11 protein-coding genes are annotated in these 17,160 nt (G+C 49.8%); all 11 read right to left on the reverse strand.

The features are described 5' to 3' along the window. Positions 1 to 315: 315 nt before the first annotated feature. Positions 316 to 1,491, reverse strand: coding sequence for an OmpA family protein (locus MoGM_RS05810; protein WP_104369174.1), 1,176 nt, complete (start codon positions 1,489 to 1,491; stop codon positions 316 to 318). A 172-nt stretch (positions 1,492 to 1,663) separates the two neighbouring features. Beyond that, positions 1,664 to 3,508, reverse strand: coding sequence for a DNA mismatch repair endonuclease MutL (mutL, locus tag MoGM_RS05815; RefSeq protein ID WP_104369175.1), 1,845 nt, complete (start codon positions 3,506 to 3,508; stop codon positions 1,664 to 1,666). A gap of 20 nt (positions 3,509 to 3,528) precedes the next feature. Further along, on the reverse strand, positions 3,529 to 3,834 hold the full coding sequence (locus MoGM_RS05820) for a hypothetical protein (protein ID WP_104369176.1): 306 nt from the start codon (positions 3,832 to 3,834) through the stop codon (positions 3,529 to 3,531). 45 nt (positions 3,835 to 3,879) lie between these two features. Further along, complete coding sequence (locus tag MoGM_RS05825; RefSeq protein WP_104369177.1) at positions 3,880 to 5,730, reverse strand: OstA-like protein; 1,851 nt, start codon at positions 5,728 to 5,730, stop codon at positions 3,880 to 3,882. Next, positions 5,727 to 7,124 carry a peptidylprolyl isomerase gene (locus tag MoGM_RS05830; RefSeq protein ID WP_371410507.1) on the reverse strand — a complete coding sequence of 466 codons (1,398 nt, stop codon included), beginning with the start codon at positions 7,122 to 7,124 and terminating at the stop codon, positions 5,727 to 5,729. Before MoGM_RS05830 ends, MoGM_RS05825 begins: the two co-directional genes overlap by 4 nt. Before the next feature lie 10 nt (positions 7,125 to 7,134). Next, complete coding sequence (locus tag MoGM_RS05835; RefSeq protein ID WP_104369178.1) at positions 7,135 to 8,556, reverse strand: peptidylprolyl isomerase; 1,422 nt, start codon at positions 8,554 to 8,556, stop codon at positions 7,135 to 7,137. Positions 8,557 to 8,564: 8 nt separating this feature from the next. Next, positions 8,565 to 10,052 carry an IMP dehydrogenase gene (gene guaB / locus MoGM_RS05840; RefSeq protein WP_104369179.1) on the reverse strand — a complete coding sequence of 496 codons (1,488 nt, stop codon included), beginning with the start codon at positions 10,050 to 10,052 and terminating at the stop codon, positions 8,565 to 8,567. A gap of 620 nt (positions 10,053 to 10,672) precedes the next feature. Beyond that, positions 10,673 to 12,856 (reverse strand): DNA helicase RecQ, encoded by a 2,184-nt coding sequence (recQ, locus tag MoGM_RS05845; protein WP_104369180.1) that lies wholly within the window; start codon positions 12,854 to 12,856, stop codon positions 10,673 to 10,675. A 21-nt stretch (positions 12,857 to 12,877) separates the two neighbouring features. Continuing rightward, positions 12,878 to 14,104 carry an ATP-dependent Clp protease ATP-binding subunit ClpX gene (gene clpX / locus MoGM_RS05850; protein WP_104369181.1) on the reverse strand — a complete coding sequence of 409 codons (1,227 nt, stop codon included), beginning with the start codon at positions 14,102 to 14,104 and terminating at the stop codon, positions 12,878 to 12,880. 6 nt (positions 14,105 to 14,110) lie between these two features. After that, positions 14,111 to 14,779, reverse strand: a complete 669-nt coding sequence (clpP, locus tag MoGM_RS05855) for an ATP-dependent Clp endopeptidase proteolytic subunit ClpP (RefSeq protein WP_104369182.1) — start codon at positions 14,777 to 14,779, stop codon at positions 14,111 to 14,113. Between the two features lie 137 nt (positions 14,780 to 14,916). Beyond that, the gene (gene tig / locus MoGM_RS05860; RefSeq protein WP_104369183.1) at positions 14,917 to 16,278 is read right to left on the reverse strand and encodes a trigger factor; all 1,362 of its coding nucleotides are present in this window, start codon (positions 16,276 to 16,278) and stop codon (positions 14,917 to 14,919) included. Between the last annotated feature and the right edge of the window lie 882 nt (positions 16,279 to 17,160).

Raw genomic sequence — 17,160 nt, forward strand, 5'->3', positions numbered from 1 at the left:
CCTCTGCTTGTAAGGCAGATGCTCTAAACCAGCTGAGCTAAGCGCCCTTACTTGTTGTAAGCGGTTGCAAAGATAGTGTGTTTTTTTGAAACCTCCAAATATTTTTGTTGTTATTTTGCGATTTTATATGAAATATCCATTTTTTTACAGTGCTCTGTCGGGATACATCCTGCTGTAAGGGTGATTTGCCGGGCTTGTCTTCAGATGTACTTTTGGTTTGTGTATTCGAATGGTAATGTTCGAAAAACGATAAAAGGGTGATGAGAAAAATCTCATCACCCTTTTATTATCGAATTTTAAAACTGTTCCTTTGATTTATTTCAGAACAACAGTCGCACGACGGTTGTAAGAAACAGGAGAAAGAACGTTTACGCCACCTGCTGCTACAGTCTCGATGTTATCGCGGTTTACACCCATCTTAACAAGTTCGTTGACAACAGTGTTTGCACGTTTCTCGCTGAGCTTCTGGTTGAATCCTGCGCTACCGGTCTTGCTGTCTGCATAACCTGTAACAACAATCTTAGAACCGTTAGCCTTTGCAACTTCAGCGAGTTCCTTCACGTTTTGCAGATCTTTCTTAGATGCAACGGTAGACTTGCCGATGTTGAAGAATACAGAAACGGGAGCTGCGACAACTTCCTTAACTGTCTGACCCTGCTGTGCAGCGGCAGCGGCCTTCTGGTTAGCCTCGTTGAGCATGTTCTTCAACTTAGCGTTCTCGTTCTGAGAATCAGAGAGCTGGGCGTTGAGAGCGTCAATCTGACCCTGTGAGAGAGCGTGGATAGCGTCTACGTCAGGAGTCTTGTTCCATTTGGCTTTGCCGAGGTTGTATGTCAAACCGACCTCAACAGTGAACTGATGATCCTTGTTCTTCAGCTTGTTGATACCGCCTCTTGTAGAGCCGCCACCTTTAACTCCGCTGAAATCGGGCTCGTATATGCCGTAACCGAATTCGAGGTTGGCAGCGAGTTTGTCTGTCAGACGGAATGTGTTCAGGATACCTGCGCTCAGACCCATAGCATATGTGTCATAGCTCATGTTGCGGGCAACACCACCACCGATATAGGGAATGAAGTTCCATACGCGTGTCTCGCTGTAACCGCAGAGCATGTTGCTCAGGTTGAAGAGCACCTGCTCGTTCAATGTCCAATATTTGTTTGCGTTGTCTTTCTTGTCTGTGCCCATAACTGTGCGACCCCAAACACCATTGAACTTGGTACGAAGACCGAGACCCGGAGTAAACCATTTACCGATGGCTACCGAGAAACCGAGGTTGTTGCGGAAACCCTTGAAAGGACTCTTGTTCAGATTCAGACCCAATTCCTCGTCGCAATAGAAAGCGGAACCGGCTACATTAGCCTGAACAAACCAATTACTCCAAAATGAATTTGTAGCGACACTGTATTTTTCTGTCGGTACAGTCTCATTCTCCTGAGCCATAGAGGCTACGGAAATGCCGGCGAATGCCAGCGCGATTAATAACTTTTTCATACCTATATTTAATTACTTAATAATTATGCGCTTTGGTGAATTGTAGTGCAAAAGTATATAATAATTTTTTAACAGCCAACCAAATTTGAAGAAAAATTACATTTTTCCAATATTTTATGCTTTTAATTGTTGTTTTTTCAATAACTGCCTGATATATATGTTTATTTTAATGTTAATTAAGCAGATTTTCTATCTCTTTTTGAGGTAATATCCCTATTATGGCTTTCCCGTCGGGGGTGTAGTTCACGTTCGAACATGCGAACAGTTCGTTTACCACGTTTTCCATTTCGTTGTTGTCCAAAATTTGTCCTTGCGGTATGGCTGTGCTGCGTGCCATGCTCAGTGCGAGCGATTTGTTTATCTCGTCGGCGGAGTCGCCGCTCTTTTCGGTCGCGTCGCTGACAATGCTTTCCAGCAGGGTTGTGAAGTTGAGGCCGTCTATGCCTGATGGCACGCCGTTGATGGCATAGCTGTCGTGTCCCATGTCGGCAAGGTCAAATCCCATATCGGTGAGCTCTGGAATGATTTTGCGCAGCATGACGGCTTCCGACGGGGAGAACCTTATGATTTCGGGGAAGAGCATCTTTTGGGTGCCCCCCGATGTGCGGGAGTGGATGGAAGACAGGTATCTCTCATAGCGTATGCGTATGTCGGCGCGGTGCTGGTCAATTACCATCAGGCCCGATTTGACGGCTGTCATGATGTATTTGCCTTTGTATTGATAGTGCGCGGGCGATTTCTCTTCTATTATCATGTCGCCCGACGGAGTGCCGTCATTGGATGTGTCGGGCATGTCGAACATGGGCAGTTGTTCGGCCTGGCATGCCGTTGCCATCTCCTCGAACGTGGGTTCCGGTTCGTCATACAGTTGTTGCCATCCGGTTGGTACGGAAGCATGGCGGGGCGACGGACTGAACGGATTGTATGTGGGGTTGAGCGATGTCGTTGGCGGAGCCACTGTCTGAGACGGGTCGAAGACCGGAATGTCGGGTTTGCCTTCTGTGTCGAAGTCGATAGACGGCACTTCGCAGAATTTTCCTATCGCGTCTTTTACTGCGGCCGTGAGTATTTGCCATACGGCCTGTTCGTTCTCGAATTTTATTTCGGTCTTTGTGGGATGTATGTTGACATCAATGTCGGCTGGATCGATGTCGAAATAGATGAAGTAGGGTATGTGCATGCCCATCGGCACCAGTCTGTCGAACGCACTTGCCACAGCCTTGTGAAAGTAAGGATGTTTCATGTACCTGCCGTTTACGAAGAAGTATTCGTGCGTGCCCTTGCGTCTTGCCGCCTCGGGTTTGCCCACGAAGCCGCTGATGCGGCACATGGCAGTGTCTACTTTCAGTGGCAGTATATCCTGGTTGAACCGCTTTCCGAACACGTCGGATATACGTTGGTGCAGGCTTCCGGCACGTAGGTTCAGAAGTTCGTTGCCGTTGCTGTACATGATAAAACTTATATCGGGATATACGAGCACTATCCGCTCGAATGCGGTCATGATGTTGTTCAGTTCGGTGGCGTTCGTCTTAAGGAATTTCCGGCGTGCCGGCACATTGTAGAACAGGTTCTCAACAGTGAAATTGCTGCCCACGGGACATGATACCGGTTCCTGGCTCATCACTTTGCTTCCGGCGATGGATATGCTTGTACCGATCTCGTTTCCTTCGAGCCGGGTTTTCAGTTCGACCTTTGCCACGGCGGCAATGGAGGCAAGGGCTTCGCCCCTGAATCCCATCGTGTGGAGTGCGAAGAGGTCGTCGGCCTTCCGTATTTTCGATGTGGCATGGCGTTCGAACGCCAGTCTGGCATCTGTGTCGGTCATTCCGCGTCCATCGTCTATGACCTGTATAGATGTCCTGCCGGCATCTGTCACAAGCACCTTGATGCAGTGTGCTCCCGCGTCGACGGCATTTTCCACGAGTTCTTTTATTACGGAGGCCGGCCGCTGGATCACTTCTCCGGCCGCTATCTGGTTGGCTACCGAGTCTGGCAGCAGTTGTATTACATCGCTCATAGTCTGAAAGTGGTCTGTATTTATATAGGAAACCTCCCCGTCAGCAACCAATAGGCAAATAAAAGCAGTGCGGCTATGGCAACTGTGGATGTGAACCATTGTGTGGTGAGGATGGCTTTGTCTCTTTTTTCTTTTTGGCGTCGCACATGTTTTGTGGCTCCCGAGAATGCTTCCCGGATGTATTCCGGTGCGCGATGTTCGTCGTCGGGCATGCCGGATTCGTGTTTTGCGCGCTCTTCAATCTTTTTGAACCGCTCTTTTCGTTCGTCGGAATATATCAGCCTGTGGTTGAAGCGGCGCGGGCGCGGTGAGTAAAACAAAGTCATTTAACAACCATTCACGTATTGCCGGGGTTTTTCTCCGTTGTGTTTTTATTGTTCTTTTGTTGTGCTTGTTTGTTCTGCCGGCATTTTATCACCGTCATCCATTGGGCCTGTCGCACCTGAGGGTATAGGCTCTTGTCCGTTGCCGTCAATGCCTTGTGCATTGTTTGTCTTTTTGTTTTCCTCGTTTGGCCTGATGTTTCCGCTTCTGCCTGTGTCAGGAAGTTTCGGCACTGGCGCTTCGCGGCGTTTCACTTCTTTCAGTTCCGTTCCTGCCTTCTTGCTCCGCCAGTTGAAGATATCATCTTTGTCGAGCGGCCGTATGTAGTCAAACCATGCGTAGTTGGGCAGATATTTTTTGTCGGGCGGTATCTGGGTCATTGGATAGAACACCCCGTTGGCTTTCGGCGCCCATATCCTTTTGAGTCTTCTGTTTTCGAGAAACATCCTTATTTTGGTCGTTTCCATGTAGTTCATGGCTATCAGCGAGCTGTCACTGTCGTCTATCGGGTGATATATTGCCAGCACATTGTCTATCGCTTCGGCCTCGTATATCTCGCCGTTGTTGAAGTATGCGAACATTTCTGTCGATGCCAGCTGGTTGAAATGAACCGAATCATGCATTTGTTCCACCGAGAGCGCCTGGTTGATTACGTGTGCCCTGTTGATGGTGGAGTCTTTCATATATACTTTTATCATCTCGCCGAGCAACTGCTGGTTTACGTTCCATACGATGGGGTCTCGGTACATTGTCATGCAAGAGTCCTTGCTGTTGTATACCAGAGAGTCGCATACCGCCTGAACGTCAGTTCTGTAAGCCCGCACTTTATTGTATGCGTGTGCCACGCGATACACAGAGTCGGTGTTGATGTTATAGGTATAGATCTTGAATGTGTCGGCGTGCATGTATAGGGTATCTTTTTGCGAGAAGTCCATTGCCACCGCTTTTTTGGTCGCCATTCCGTAGCCTGTCTGCTCGTTGTAGAAACAGTAGTCGCAGGTCAGCCTGTTTTTGTTTACGGTATCTGTGTAAACTACATTCCGGAAAGCCTCGTTCGTACCGCTCTTACTGTCGTGATACACGCTGTCTCCGATGATTGTCTTGCCGTTGTTGGTCACCACGGAGCGTGCGTAGAGTTTCGATTTGTCATGTTTGGTGTCGTAATAACCGTCTTCCGTGTATATCTTGCTTTCTCCCGAGGTTATGTTAGACGGCCCGACGGCATGAGCCATTGATGTGTTTGTATTATAGTATAATGTGTCTGAGGTCAGGATAAAATTCTGTCCTCTCAGTTTCACGTCGTAGTTGAATATCGCCTCTTTGCTGTCGGTGTGGTATTCGCCCCAGTCGGCGGTGAGTGTGTTTCCCTGATCAACGAGTTTTCCGCCGTCGAAGAAATATCCGATGTTGTACAGCCTGTCGTAGTTGAGGCTGTCGGTGTACAGCGTCGACTTCCTGTTTTTCAGCACGACGTTATATCGGGCCTCAGCCATCTGCTCATTACCGTCATAGTAGGCGTACTCGCTGAACAGCGAGAGTGTGTCTCCCTGGTACATCTTCACGTTCCCGAATGCCTTGAACGAGTTTGACATTTCGTAGAAATATGCGCTGTCGCAGTACATTGTGGCTCCGTTGTGGCGGAAAGCCACGTTGCCGGTGAGTATCTGCGCCTCGGGGTTTTTATACATGTCATACCGCAGTTGGTCGGCATGCAGGAGGTAGACACGGTCTTTTTCCGCTTTCTCCTGCTGCTTGTCCCTGTTTTCCTGCTTCTTGCGCACCTGTTCTTGAGAGCCGTGCATCGAGCCGGCGGCGCATAGTCCAAACAGGCATAGAGCCACTATTAATGTGATTCTATGCCCGTTTGTCTGTTTGTATGCGGTCTTTCTGATTGTCATTTAATCCAACCTTGATATTCAAAATCGCAGTTCTTGTACTTGTCGTTTACCCTTACGTAGGTGGTTTTTATCTTATTTGTCACCCAATCGCGTATCTTCTGTTCTCTTCGTTTGGCAAGAACAAGATTTTTCATTACTTGAAAATCTTCCGTGATGGTGGCTTTGTGACCGTCGATACGTTTTTTTAGCTTCACTATCGCGCATATCGTTTTGCCGCGTTTGTTTATCATCAGGAACGGAGCGGATATGTCTCCGATTTTCATCGTGTCGACAACACGTCCTATTTCAGGCGGTAAATCTTGCATTCGGAATTTCGAAGTATGTCCCCTTTCCATTGTGTTGGCCATGAGGCCGTGATTGCTTCGTGTATCCTTGTCGTCAGAAATCATCGAGGCAGCCAGTTCGAAAGTGAACTTATTGTCATTGATGTCTGTGCGTATGGAGTCCAGACGGTTTAAGGCTGCTGTCACGGCATCGTCCGATACCTGCGGTTTCCTCAATATGTGGCGCACCTTTATCTTGTCTCCGCGCTTGTCTATGAGCTGTATTATGTGGTATCCGAATTCCGATTCCACGATCTTCGATATTTTCTTCGGGTCTGTGAGGTTGAACGCCACAGCGGCGAACGCAGGGTCGAATGTGCTACGGCCGGCGTAGTCAAGCTCTCCTCCGCGTCTGGCACTGCCCGGGTCTTCGGAGTAAAGTCGTGCGAGCGTAGAGAAAGAAGACTCCCCCTTGTTTATGCGATCGGTGTAATCGCGCAGCTCGTTCTTTATCCTGTTGATTTCCTCTTGTCCGATTTCCGGTGTGTGGGTGATTATCTGCACCTCGACCTCGGTAGGGACAAACGGCAGGCTGTCTGCCGGAAGATCTTTGAAATGGCGGCGAACCTCGGCGGGCGACACCTTGATGTCTTTCACCAGATGTTCTCTCATGCGCTCGATGATCAGCCTGTCGCGGCATGGGTCGTGCATCTCTGCTCTCAGTTGGGTGATGCTTGCTTTCTTGTATTCCTCCAACTTCTCACGAGAGCCGATCTCGCTAATCCAATATTCGATATACCGGTCTATCGAGGCGGATATCTCCGACTCCGTAACCTCGATACTGTCTATCGCCGCCTGATGAAGAAACAGTTTCTGAACAGCAAGCTGTTCGGGCACCATGCAGTCGGGATCTCTTGTCCAGCGTGTTCCCTCTTCTTGCATCTGTTGCCTCATGGTCTCCACGTCCGATCTGAGGATGGCCTCGTCTCCGACCACCCATACAACCTCGTCAATGACACCTTTCCTGTTGTCCTGTCCGTCATCACCGCCGTTTACCTGTGCCGTTGCCGTCATTGCGGCCACCGGCAATATCGCGAGTGCCATGCGGCAGATATTCTTTGTTCTCTTCATCAGAATCCGATTAATGGTTATTTACGGTCTTCAACACTTCCTTGTCAACTGTCACTGTGTATTTCTTGCGCAGCTCTTTCACCCATTCCTTTTCCAGCATGTCCTGATAGTCGGCCGTGACGAGACCTTTCACATCGGTGTACTCTTCCGGTCCTTTCTTCAAAATCTTGCCGTATGTGGCGTCGAAAGGATAGTCTTTCATTGGGGTCGTTTTCACTTTCTGCTTGAATACGTCACGGTCTACAAGCGTGTTGTCTCCTTTCTTGAATATGCCTTTCTCCACACGGATGCGTATCGTGGAGTCGTTGTTGAACGTCTTGCGCAGCGTATCCGCCCAGTCTGTGAAAGGAATTTTCTTAACGCTGTTTTTCACAGCCTTTATATCGTCCTTTGTTTTCACGTGATAGGCCATGCCTTTAAATCTCGGAGTGTTCCAGGCATACTTGCTTTTGTTCTTCTTGAAATATGCTTTCAGACCCGCTTCGTCTTTTGCGGCCTTCTCCCATACATGCCGGTTGCTTATCTCGTAGAGCAGCAGTCCGTCGTGGTATTCCTTTATCAGGTTGTCCATCTCGGGGTCGGCTGCTCTCAGTGAGTCGGCTCTGCGTGTCATGTATTCCTCTTTCGATATGTCGGCTTGTGTGGCGAGCGTGTCGAGTTTGCGGTTGATTATTCCCTCGCGCAGCTTGCGTTGCTCGATGTATGCCATGATGCTTGTGCGCAGCGAGTCGTAAGGCTCGAGCTGCTTGCGCTCTTTCAGCAACACTATATGATAGCCTGCGGGCGACATGAACGGCTCGCTCATCTCTCCGGCGTTCAGCTTGAAAGCCACGTCCTCAAATTCTTTGAGTGTCTGGTTCCTGCTTATCCACGGCAGTTCGCCGCCGTTACGCGCCGAGCCTGGGTCTTGTGAGAGTTGCCGTGCCAGTTCGCCGAAGTCGGCTCCGGCTTTCAATGCGGCGTATATCGAGTCTATCCGTGTCTTCGCCTTCGCTATGTCTTCCTGCGGGGCTTTCTGACCGAGCATCAGGAATATGTGTGCCGGGCGTATCAGCCCTTGCTCGCCGATGCTTTCTTTCGTCGTCGTGTATATCTTCCTCGCCTCCTGCTCCACGTCATTGTCTGTGATTAGTGTGGGGCGTACCTGCTGGTCGCGGTATTGGGCAAACTCTTTCTTGAACGATGTAAGCGTGTCGAGCCGTGCGTCGAGGGCGGCCGCCACTTTGAGCTTGTAGTTGACAAACAAGTCGACATATTCTTCTACAGTCTTCTTGTCTATCACTCCTCCGGTATTGTTTTTATTATATGAATATTCGAATTCGGAGCGAGACACCGGTTGTCCGTTTACCGTCATCACAGTGGGGTCGCTCTGTGCGAAAGCCGTACTTTGCGCTATGAGCGCGGCGGCAATCAGCGATTTAATCTTTCTCATGCTTGATATTAGTCGTTAGGCCGCGAGTAGTTCGGAGCTTCGCTTGTGATTGCGATGTCGTGCGGATGGCTTTCCATCACTCCCGCGTTTGTTATTCGTGTGAATTTGGCGTCGTGCAGTTTCTCTATGCTCTGTGCTCCGCAGTATCCCATGCCCGAGCGTAGTCCGCCCACCATCTGGTATACCACTTCCTGCACCGTCCCCTTGTAGGGTACACGCCCGGCGATACCCTCAGGAACGAGTTTTTTCGCTTCCTTGGTGTCGCCTTGGAAGTAGCGGTCTTTCGAGCCGTTCTTCTGCTCCATGGCTTCGAGCGATCCCATGCCTCGGTAGCTCTTGAACTTGCGTCCGTTGAAGATGATAGTCTCTCCCGGACTCTCTTCCGTGCCGGCCACGAGCGAACCGATCATCACCGAGCTTCCGCCGGCGGCCAGGGCCTTGACCACATCGCCCGAGTAGCGCAGTCCGCCGTCGGCAATGAGGGGCACTCCCGTGCCTTTCAGTGCGCTGTATACGTCGTAGACGGCGCTTAGCTGCGGCACTCCCACGCCTGCCACCACGCGTGTGGTGCATATCGAGCCGGGGCCGATGCCCACTTTCACTGCGTCTGCCCCGTTGTCTACGAGCAGTTGTGCGGCTTCTCCCGTGGCTACGTTACCCACCACGATGTCTACCTGCGGGAACGATTTTTTTGCCTCGACAAGCTTCTCTATCACGTATTTCGAGTGTCCGTGTGCCGTGTCTATCACAATGGCGTCCGCTCCCGCGTCAACGAGAGCCTGCATGCGTTCGAGCGTGTCGGCGGTAACACCCACGCCGGCTGCCACGCGCAGGCGGCCCTTGCTGTCCTTGCAGGCCATCGGCTTGTCCTTTGCCTTGGTTATGTCTTTATATGTGATGAGGCCGACCAGGTGGTTGTCCTTGTCCACTACGGGCAGTTTCTCTATCTTGTTCTCTTGCAGAATTTGGGCTGCGGCGGTCAGGTCGGCCTGCTGCGTGGTGGTCACGAGATTCTCGCATGTCATCACCTCGTCGATTTTCCTGTCGAGATGGCGCTCAAAGCGCAGGTCGCGGTTGGTCACGATGCCCACCAGCCTGTTGTCTTCGTCTACCACAGGTATGCCGCCTATGTGGAACTCGGCCATCATGCCGAGTGCGTCTTTCACTGTTTTGCCGCGGCGTATCGTCACGGGGTCATATATCATGCCGTTCTCGGCACGTTTCACTATCGCCACGTGACGGGCCTGATCTTCTATCGTCATGTTCTTGTGAATCACTCCGATACCTCCCTCACGGGCAATGGCAATGGCCATCTGCGACTCTGTCACGGTGTCCATCGCCGCGGTTACGAAAGGTATGTTCAGTTCGATGTTACGGGAGAACCGTGTTCGCAACTCTACCGTTTTTGGCAGTACCTCTGAATAAGCGGGGATTAACAGGACGTCGTCGTATGTCAAGCCGTCCATCACGATTTTATCTGCAATAAAAGATGACATATATTATTATGCTTTAAAAATTATTGCGTGCAAATTTAGCACAATTTTTTCACATATTTATATATTTACCGCATTTTCTTTATTTATTAACAACAATTATAGGCCGGATAAGCGACAGGTTCTCATTATGCGGTCGCAGCATGGGGCAAGGTTGTGAAATAATATTACAAACGGTCTCTCATATTTCGTTTTTTTGAAAATAGAAGTCAAGTGCCCGCAAATACGCGGATTATGGGGTGTTTGTGTAATCGCTTGTGTTTTAGCATGTTAGGTTTGATGTGCCGGATTAATTCTAAAAAGCGCCTGTGTTTGCCGTACTTATTTTCCGCAATAAGCACCTCGTTGCGTTGCGTTTGGTATCCCGTTGCATCGTAACGGGATACCAAACGCAACGTAATTGGCAACTAAACGCATTCCAACGGGAGTCCCGTCGCAAAAAAACCGCTTTTCACCATTTGGCGAAAAGCGGCCTGTCGCATTGTATATAGCGATGTATATCGTTTCTGTATTTCTATTTCACGAAAAAACAAAGTGTTAAATCCGTGACTTTTATCTTACAAGTTTTTTTTCTTTGCCGTGCCGTTGCACATTATATGGATACGTGACGTGATGCCGACGGTCTAATTTGCCATTTCGGAGATGAACTTGATGCGTACGAGTCGGATTTCGTCTTCCGGGTAGTCTTCTCCGAGTTCGTCCATGGCGGCCTGCAAGTCATCCGTTTCCGATTCGCGGAAATACTCGTATATCTCATCAATGTTGTCTTCGTCTATCACCTCTTCAAGGAAGTAGTCGATGTCAAGTTTGGTGCCAGAGTATACTATGGCCTCCACTTCCGTGAGCAGGTCGCCGAATTCTATGCCTTTTGCGTTTGCTATGTCGTCGAGCGCTATCTGTCTGTCTATGCTTTGGATGATGCTTACTTTCAGCATTGACTTCTTCGCTACGGTGCGCACACGGAGATCGGCCTGTCTCACTATATCGTTCTCTTCGCAATAGCGTTTTATGAGTTTGACAAACTCAGCCGCATACGGTTGCTTCACCTTGCCTTCACCTACGCCTTGGATGTTTTTCAGCTCGTCGAGTGTCACGGGATAGTCCGTGGCCATCTGTTCGAGCGATACGTCTTGGAATATCACGTAAGGAGGACGTTCCATTTTCTTGGAGACTTTCTTTCTGAGGTCTTTCAGCATGGCGTTCAGTGTCGGGTCGAGCGCGCTTGTCCCTCCGTCGTGATCGGCGGTCACTTCGTCCTCGTCGCCAAACTCATTGTCTTTCACGATCATGAACGGTTGCGGTGACTTGATAAACTTTCTTCCGGCGGCCGTGATTTTGAGCAGGCCGTAGTTCTCCACGTCTTTCTTTATGTATCCGGCAATCTGTGCCTGACTGAGAAGCGGCGCCCATATCTTCGGGTCGTCGTCCTCGCCGGATCCGAACTCGTCCAGCTCATGATGCTTGTGCGCTGTTATCTCGTCGGTTTCCCGCCCGGTGATGAAGTCGGTAACGTAGTCCGGCCTGAAGTTTTCTTTGATTGCAAGGATAGCTTTCAGTGCCGTGACAAGCTGGTTGTCGGCCTGAATTTTCTTTTTCGGATGCAGGCAGTTATCGCAGTTTCCGCAGTTTTCCTTGTCATAATCTTCGCCGAAGTAGTGCAACAGCATCTTTCTGCGGCATACGGAAGTCTCGGCATATCCGGCTGTCTCTTGCAGCAGCTGGCGGCCGATGTCTTGCTCCGCCACCGGTTTGCCCTCCATGAACTTGTCGAGTTTCTGCAGATCCTTGTTCGAGTAGAACGTAATGCACCGGCCTTCTCCTCCGTCTCTTCCGGCCCGTCCGGTCTCCTGGTAGTATCCTTCAAGGCTCTTAGGGATGTCGTAATGCACCACGAACCGCACGTCGGGCTTGTCTATTCCCATTCCGAACGCAATCGTGGCCACTATCACGTCTATCTTTTCCATCAGAAAGTCGTCCTGTGTCTGTGAGCGTTTTGACGAGTCGAGGCCTGCGTGGTAAGGCGCGGCCTTTATTTCGTTGGCGCATAATATGGCTGCCAGCTCTTCCACTTTCTTGCGTGACAGGCAATAGATGATGCCGCTCTTGCCGTGATGCTGCTTGATAAACTTGATGATGTCCTTGTCTACCTCCTTGGTTTTCGGCCTTACTTCGTAGTAAAGATTGGGGCGGTTGAACGAGCTTTTGAATTCCCTGGCATCCGTTATTCCCAGATTTTTCTTTATGTCCGTTCGCACTTTGTCTGTGGCTGTGGCCGTAAGAGCGATTACGGGTGCCGTTCCTATCTCAGTGATTATCGGTCGTATCCTCCGGTACTCGGGGCGGAAATCGTGTCCCCACTCCGATATGCAGTGTGCCTCGTCTATGGCGTAAAAAGATATCTTTACGGTTTTCAGAAACTCCACGTTGTCCTCTTTTGTCAGTGATTCCGGCGCCACGTACAGCAGTTTGGTTCGTCCTGCTTTCATGTCGGTTTTCACCCGGTCTGTCGCCGCCTTGTTGAGCGAGGAGTTCAGGTAGTGTGCTATTCCGCTCGACTCGCTTATGTTGGTGATGACGTCAACCTGGTTTTTCATAAGCGCTATCAGCGGCGATATCACTATTGCCGTCCCTTCCATCAGAAGCGACGGCAACTGGTAGCACAACGACTTGCCGCCGCCTGTCGGCATCAGCACGAACGTGTCGTTGCCGGCCAGCACATTGCGTATTATCGCTTCCTGATCGCCCTTGAACTTGTCGAAGCCGAAATATTTTTTGAGGGCTTCCGTGAGGTTCACTTTGTCTGTCATAGATTATGGTTAGGTTTTAGGTTATTGGTCACCTCTGCTCAGATGTGATTTTTCGAGTTGTGCCTGAGCGTATTCGAGTGATACGTCGAAAGTCTTGGCGCGTTTGGAGGGAGCCTCGAACATGGCGTCTGTCATGATGCTTTCCACGATAGAGCGCAGTCCGCGGGCACCGAGCTTGTATTCCACGGCCTTGTCTACTATCAGCGCCAAAGCCTCTTCGCTGAATGTCAGGGCGATGCCGTCCATCTCGAAGAGTTTTATGTATTGTTTTATTATCGAGTTCTTGGGTTCCGAAAGTATTTTCTTCAATGCCTCTTTGTCGAGCGGATTGAGATAGGTGAGCACCGGCAGACGTCCTATTATCTCGGGGATGAGGCCGAACGATTTGAGGTCTTGCGGCAGTATATAGCGCATGAGATCCTCCTTGTCTATGTTGCGCACGTTCTGCACCGAGTTGTATCCCACCACATGGGTATTCATCCGCTGGGCGATCTTGCGCTCAATGCCGTCGAACGCTCCTCCGCAGATGAAGAGAATGTTTCTCGTATCCACATGGATATAGTCCTGGTCAGGATGTTTCCGCCCGCCCTTCGGAGGTACGTTGACCATTGTTCCCTCGAGCAGTTTGAGCAGTCCCTGCTGCACTCCCTCTCCGCTCACGTCCCGTGTGATTGAAGGATTGTCGCTCTTTCTTGCGATCTTGTCTATCTCGTCTATGAATACGATGCCGCGCTCGGCTGCCGCCACATTATAGTCGGCCACCTGCAGGAGGCGTGACAAGATGCTCTCCACGTCCTCGCCAACGTATCCGGCCTCGGTGAATACCGTGGCGTCCACAATAGTGAACGGTACATCGAGCAGTTTGGCAATGGTTCGCGCCAGCAGGGTCTTGCCCGTTCCGGTGCTTCCCACCATTATGATGTTGCTCTTTTCAATCTCAACCCCGTCGGTGTCTTCGGGTTGCTTGAGTCGTTTGTAGTGATTGTACACGGCCACGGAAAGCGTGCGTTTGGCTTCGTCCTGGCCTATGATATACTCGTCGAGATACTGCTTTATCTCCTTTGGCTTGGGCACTTTCTTTATCTTGAACTTCTCTTCTTTCTTCTCCGGCTCTTCCGCCAGTCCGGCTGTCTCTACAATCTGGTATGCCTGCATGGCGCAATCTTCGCAGATATAGCCGTTTAGGCCGGTGATGAGCAGGCTTACTTCTTTCTCGCTCCTGCCGCAGAAGCTGCATTCTTTCTTCATCGGTGATTATTGCTTCTTCCTTGTCAATACATTGTCTATCATGCCGTACTCCTTTGCCTCGTCGGCCGTCATCCAATAGTTGCGGTCGGAGTCGTTCCACACCTTCTCGTAGGGTGTGTGTGAGTGGTCGGCGATGATGGTGTAAAGCTCTTTCTTGAACTTCATTATCTCCTTTGCCTCGATTTCTATGTCGGATGCCTGGCCTTGCACTCCGCCGAGCGGCTGGTGGATCATCACACGGCTGTGGGTCAGTGCCGAGCGTTTGCCTTCAGCTCCGGCTACGAGCAATACCGCCGCCATGGACGCCGCCATGCCTGTGCATATTGTGGCCACGTCGCTCGATATGAACTGCATCGTGTCGTAAATGCCCAGTCCGGCCGTGACGCTGCCGCCGGGAGAGTTTATATATATGGATATGTCTTTCGCCGGGTCTACCGAGTCGAGGTATAGCAACTGTGCCTGCAACGTGTTGGCGGTGTAGTCGTCTATCTGTGTGCCGAGGAAGATGATGCGGTCCATCATCAGTCGTGAGAACACGTCCATCTGCGTGACGTTGAGCTGGCGCTCTTCAAGGATGTACGGGTTGAGGTATTGAGCCTGGGAGCTTACGACCTCGTCAAGCACCAATCCGTTGATGCCTAAATGCTTCGTCGCATATTTTCTGAAATCGTTCATAATATCTTTATATCTTTGCTTTGTTTCGGTAAAAAACAAAGAAGGTTATCGACCTTTTATCTTTGTTCGTAGGAACAAAATTAATAAAAAAAGTCGATAACCTCCTTAAAATATGAGATTATTTTTGATGGTGCGCTTTATTTTTCCTGCATCATCTTGTTGAAATCATCGAGTGATACCTGTTTGTTGTTCAGTTTGACAACGTTTTTGAGAGCGCCGATGAGTTTGATGTCGATGGCGCGGTCTACAAGGCTGTCCACGTTCTTGCGGTCTTTGAGCATCTCGGTGGCGTAGTTGTCGAGATATTCCTCCGGAACGTTCGACATGCCATACTGGGCAAACTGTATGCGGGCGGTCTCCTTGGCTACGTTTTTGATGTCGTTGTCGTCGATCTTGATCTGATTGGCGGCCACGAGCTGTTCTTTGATGAGATGCCATTTCAACTCCTTTACGCTTGCTTCATAGTTGTCCTCAACGAACTTCTCGCCCTTGTCCTTATTGTTGTTGAGCATGATACGTTTGAGCAGCGCGTCGGGGAACTGCAGTTCTCCAGCCTTGTTCTCCAGGTAAGCGCGTACGTCGAGCAGGAACTTGTAGTCTGTGTCTGTGGCAAGCTGCGCCTTGATTCCCTCTGCTATCTTGCCGCGGAACTCAGCCTCGTCTTTCACGGTATCCTTGCCGTATACCGAATCGAACAGTTCCTGGTTGATTTCGCTTTTCACGAAGCGTGAAACCTCTGTCACCTGGTATGTGAAGTCTGTGGTTGCCGCAGCGGCAACGTCTTTCTCCACCTTTAGCAGGGCGGCCAGCTCGGTGTCGCTTTCATAAGCCTTGCGGGGATTGAAAGTGATGATGCTGCCTAAGGCCGCGTCGTTGAAGAGGGCCTTCTGTTCGTCTACCTTGATATACTCGGGCATGATGACGGCGCCTTCTACCGTGATACCGCCTTCTTTTGTGCTGCCGTCGGCGTCAAGCTCGCGGAGGTCTCCTTTGAGCATGTCGTTCTGTGCGGCATCGTATTTTTCTACCTTGTCATAGTGTCCGGCACGAGACTGGAACATTTCGATTTGGCGGTTTACCAGCTCGTCGTCCACGTCGATGTCGTAATAGTCGATGCTGTCGTCGGCAGTCAGGTCGGCCTTGAACTCAGGAGCCACGGCGATGTCAAACACAAACTCGAATGTCTCGCCTTTCTCGAAGTCAAGCTCTTTCTGCTTGTCGCTCGGCAGCGGGTCGCCGAGCATCTGGATTTTGTTCTCGCGCACATACTCATAGAGTTTCTCTCCGAGCATCTTGTTGATTACATCCACTTTCACGGATGTGCCGAACTGACGCTTAACCAGTCCCATCGGAACCTGACCCGGGCGGAATCCCGGTATGTTGGCCTTTTTGCGATAGTCTTTCAGTGTTTTGTCTACCTCTGTCTGATAGTCTTCTTTCTCGAAAGTCATGGTCATCAGACCGTTGATCTTGTCGGGGTTTTCAAATGAAATATTCATCTTTTTGCTTTTATTTTTATTTATATATGTGCAAATTTGAGGTGCAAAATTATAGATAAAAGGTGTAAAAGCCTAACAATTACATAAATTTAACAATTTGTCGTGATTGTGTTTGGATGATGGAGTGTTTTGATTGTGCGGTTGGTGAAATACAGTGCTTATAGTCGTTATCTGTCAGGTTGGCGGGTGGGTGGTGGATGAAGAGGAGTTATTGGAAAACGTTTTTTTGTAGAAAGGAGCCTACTGCTTTATGTTCTCGGTAATCCGGTGTGTTGCAGCTGGACGGTGGTTGACGTGCGTTTAACATGCTGTGAGGGGGTGTTGATGTCTTCTCTTTGGCGAACTTGGATGTGTCGGGTACGTTTTGGTATGTATTAATGGTAACTTGTTGAAAAAACATTTGCGCATGTTGGGACAGGTAGTGCCTATGTTGTCGCGCACGATATGCCCCCTTGCTCTTTCAAGCATGAAACAGGCGCGCTTGTCGGATTCTTTTCTTTATTGAGCCGATAGCGGCCATAATGTTTGTTCCTTTAGTATGGGCAGTCGTATCTATGGAGTGTGCGTATTTCAATTTCAGGGTGTTGAGGTCTGCCAGGGAAGTCAAGCTTGCAAGATTGTGCATATACGTTGTGTTTTCAGTATGTTGGCATACAGCTTTCCGTATGTGTACGGTTTAGTGTTTGTTTGTGTCTTCTTTGTATGTTTGGGATTTTTTTTTGCCTTGAAGATTACGAAAAAAACGGCTTTTATATGCCGTGATTGAAAATTTTCACGAAAATGTTTGGCGGTTTCGGAAAAACATATTACCTTTGCAACCGCTTACGACAAGTAAGGGCGCTTAGCTCAGCTGGTTTAGAGCATCTGCCTTACAAGCAGAGG

Origin of the sequence: Prevotella sp. MGM1, assembly GCF_002933775.1 — a bacterium.
Lineage (GTDB): Bacteria > Bacteroidota > Bacteroidia > Bacteroidales > Bacteroidaceae > Prevotella.